The organism is Streptomyces xingningensis (assembly GCF_054957865.1).
In genome coordinates this window covers 1-3902 of sequence record NZ_JBDJPF010000138.1, presented here as the reverse complement: position 1 = coordinate 3902, position 3902 = coordinate 1, and the positions used below count along the sequence as shown (strand labels likewise).

At 66.7% G+C, this 3902-nt stretch carries 2 protein-coding genes; both read left to right on the top strand.

The window, feature by feature from the left end:
- Window positions 1-88: 88 nt before the first annotated feature.
- A complete protein-coding gene (locus ABCR83_RS32380) occupies window positions 89-1312 on the top strand; it encodes a tyrosine-type recombinase/integrase (protein ID WP_462698838.1) in 1224 nt (407 codons plus the stop codon).
- Window positions 1309-3804 carry a tyrosine-type recombinase/integrase gene (locus ABCR83_RS32375; RefSeq protein ID WP_462698837.1) on the top strand — a complete coding sequence of 832 codons (2496 nt, stop codon included), beginning with the start codon at window positions 1309-1311 and terminating at the stop codon, window positions 3802-3804. The genes ABCR83_RS32380 and ABCR83_RS32375 overlap by 4 nt, the downstream gene beginning before the upstream one ends.
- The last annotated feature ends 98 nt before the right edge of the window (window positions 3805-3902 follow it).

The following is a 3902-nucleotide window of genomic DNA, read 5'->3' as shown; positions in this document are numbered from 1 at the left end:
GCCACGTTAACTGAACTAGTTGGCGTCTTTTCGCAGGTCAGTGACGTTTCCACGGTTCCGGCGTTGGACGGTCGTGAGTGAACCTGATGTGCCTGTACGTGATCTGTCGGCGTTGGTCGTTCCCCAGGTCGGCAAGCTGGTGAAGACGGGGGACGAGTGGGAGCCGTACCGGCTCGTTGATGCGTCCGGTGTCGTGGTGGAGCCGGTGGCCGAGTTCTTCAAGGATCTGCTGGCCTGCCATCGGTCGGTCTCGACGGTGTACGCGTACGGCAACGGGCTGCTGCGGTGGTGGCGGTTCCTCGCTGCCGTCGGGGTCGGCTGGAACCGGGCGACCCGCATCGAGGCCCGGGATTTCATGCGCTGGCTGCAGCTGACGGACAAGCCCCGATCCGGGCGGGCCGCGCGTCGTTCCGCCCCGGCGGTGAACGCGGTCACGGGCAAGCCGGTGCCCGGCCGGAGGTACCAGCCGTCAACGCGGGCGCATACCGAAACAGTGCTGCGGACCTTCTACAACTTCCATCAGGAGATGGGCACTGGTCCGCTGATCAACCCGTTTCCGCTGGTCCGGGCCCGGCAGGCGGAGCGAGCGAACGCCCATCACAACCCGATGGAGCCGTTCCGCAATGAGCGTCAGGGCCGCTACCGGCCCAAGGTGCCCAAGCGCATCCCCCGGATGATTCCCGATGGACACTTCAACAAGATCTTTGCAGCCCTCGGCTCGAACCGGGACCGTGCTCTGGTGGCGTTCTGGGTGTCCACTGGTGCTCGCGCGTCCGAACTGCTGGGAGCCCGGTTCTGCGATGCCGACCCGGGACAGCAGCTGATCAGCGTCGTCCGTAAGGGCACCAGCGCGGTGCAACCCCTGCCTGCTTCGCCGGATGCCTTCGTCTGGTTGCGTCTCTACCAGGCCGAGATGCGGGGGCTGCTGCCCAAGGGGCGAGCGAAGCCGCTGTGGTGGACGCTGCGGCGTCCGTTCCGGCCGCTGGCCTATCACGCCGCTCACCGCATGTTCGAGCGTGTGAACGCGGACTTGGGAGCGAACTGGACCCTGCACGACCTGCGTCACACCGCGGCCTACCGCATGTCGAGGGACCCCAAGATCCCGCTCGTCGACGTCCAGTGGGTTATGGGACACGCGAGCCTGACCACGACTCAGATTTATATGACGCCGACGGGGGACGAGGTGATCGAGAACCTCCTGGCACACCATGCACGGCAGGAGGCCAACCGCGCCGCACGAGCCACCCCGCCGCCGGCCCCTGGCTACCGGCCGGAGAGTCTGGATGTGCTGTTCGGAGCCCGGCCGGCATGAGAACTTACGGATCCCATCTCAAGCGCCGGATCGAACCCGCCTCCGTCATCCCTGGCCAGTACGGCCAGCCTGACCGGGTCGACAACCAGGCCGAATGGCGCCGCCGCTTTCCTCCACGGCCTGCCGCGGCGAGCTGGACGACGACACACCTCGATGCTGACAGCCTTGTTGACCACTTGGCCGCCGGGGTCAGCAAGTGCACGCTGCCGTCGACGCTGCGTGGTCTGACATCGGTCCTCGGCTGGCTGTCGACTTGCTCCGGATCCACGTGGCAGGAACGGTGGCAGTCGAGCGACGCCGAGGGCCACCCAGGGCACCAGGCATGGAAGTCCCTGGCCGACCCGTACTTGCAGGCCACAGGACGGACCGCGGACCACTGGCACAAGGACATGGGCACCGGACTCCTGAGGCTGATCTGCGGCGACGTGATCCGCCCCGGCCTGGCCTGGATGCTCACCCGCACCGGCCAGTACCTGGTGCCGACGATGGAGGAACTCCGCGACCCGGACGGCTTCGCCCGACTGCGCACTTTGCTGCGCGAATACACGCCGCCGCCCCGGAAGTTCGCCGAGGGCACCGCGCTCACGCGGATTGCCGCGCTGCTGGCCGCCAAGGGCGGCAAGGTCGCGGACATCGTCGTCGGCGACTGTGCCGAACTCCTCGATGTCCAGGAAATCGTTCACCGCCGGGGCGGCCAAGGCAAGATCCTCTTCTACCAACTGCTCCGGGCCGCAGGGAACTTCCCTGAAGACGCCCCGCACACGCCCCGCGTCTTCCGGATGGCCAAAGGACAGCGGAGCTGCGAGGAACTCGTCGACCGATACGGGGTGGAGTGCCGCCCGGTCCGCGACGTGCTGGTCGACTACTTGCGGGAACGACGTCCCACTGTCGACTACACCACGCTGACGCAGATCTCGTTCCAGCTGGTCAGGCTGTTCTGGCGCGACTTGGAAGTGCACCATCCGGGGATCGGCTCGCTTCACCTCACGCCCGATGCAGCCGCCGCCTGGAAGCAGCGCCTCCAGGTCAAGAAACGCACGGTGAAGGCGCCCGATGGCACCGAGACCGTTGTCGAGGCCCAGCGGGAGAACACCGAGTACGCCATGACCGTCGTCCGGGCCTTCTACCTGGACATCGCCCAGTGGGCGGCCGAAGAACCCGCCCGCTGGGGACCGTGGGTCGCTCCCTGCCCCGTCCGCTCGCACGAGATCAGCCAGAAGAAGAAGGCCCGGCGGGTCAAGGCCAAGATGGACCAGCGCACCCGCCAGCGGCTTCCCTTGCTGCCAGTCATCGTGGAGATCGCCGAGCGGCACCGCAAGGCCGCTGAGGATCTGCTGCAGGCAGCACAGCAGGTCAAGCCCGGCGAGACGTTCACCGTCGCCAACGTCGAGTATGTGCGACCGGTCACCGTGCGCAAGGACACCAACAAGATCTGGGCCAAGGAGCTCTCCACCGGTCACGTGCGCAACCTCAGTCTCGAGGAGCACGCCGCGTTCTGGGCCTGGGCGGCCATCGAGGTGCTGCGGCACACCGGAGTCCGGATCGAGGAACTCAGCGAACTCAGTCACCACAGCTTCGTCCAGTACCGGCTGCCGACCACCGGCGAGCTTGTCCCGCTCCTGCAGATCGCTCCCTCGAAGACCGACAGTGAGCGGCTTCTGCTGATCAGCCCGGAACTCGCCGACGTGCTCAGTGCTATCGTCTGCCGCGTCCGCGGCCAGGACGGCGCCATTCCTCTCGTGGCCATCTACGACTACCACGAGAAGGTCTGGGACCCGCCGATGCCGCTGCTGTTCCAGTACACGCACGCCACCGAGCACCGGCCGGTCACTCCGCCGCGCATCCGGCACGTGATCAACGAAGCACTGACTGCAGCCGGTCTCACCGGACCGGACGGCCAGCCGCTCCGGCTCACCCCGCACGACTTCCGCAGGATGTTCGTCACCGACCTGATCATGAACGGCCTGCCGCCCCATATCGCCCAAGTCATCTGCGGACACCGCGACATCAACACCACCATGGGCTACAAGGCTGTCTACCCCATGGAATCGATCGAACAGCACCGGGCGTTCATCGCACGGCGGCGGGCCATCCGGCCCGGGGAGGAGTACCGCACTCCGACCGACGAGGAGTGGGAGGAGTTCCTGGGCCACTTCGAGCGCCGCAAGGTCTCCCTCGGCACCTGCGGACGCGCCTTCGGCACCCCCTGCATCCACGAACACGCCTGCGTCCGGTGTTCCATGCTCCGGCCCGACCCCGCACAACGGCCGCGCCTCGTCGAGATCCGCGACAACCTCATCGCCCGCATCGCCGAAGCCGAACGCGAAGGGTGGTTCGGCGAAGTCGAAGGACTCAAAGTCAGCCTCGCCGGCGCCGAGGCCAAGCTCGCCCAGCTCGACAGCCGCCCTACCGTCCACCTCGGCATGCCCGACCTCAGCCGCATCGTCTCGCACACACTCACCACACCAGGACCAGACCGGGAGCCATCCTGATACCCCGACACGCGCCAGGCATCAAAAAAGCACCTCACCCAAGGTGAAGTGCCATCTATCTCGGCCAACTGGCCCAGCTATTCAGTTAGTTCAGAGAA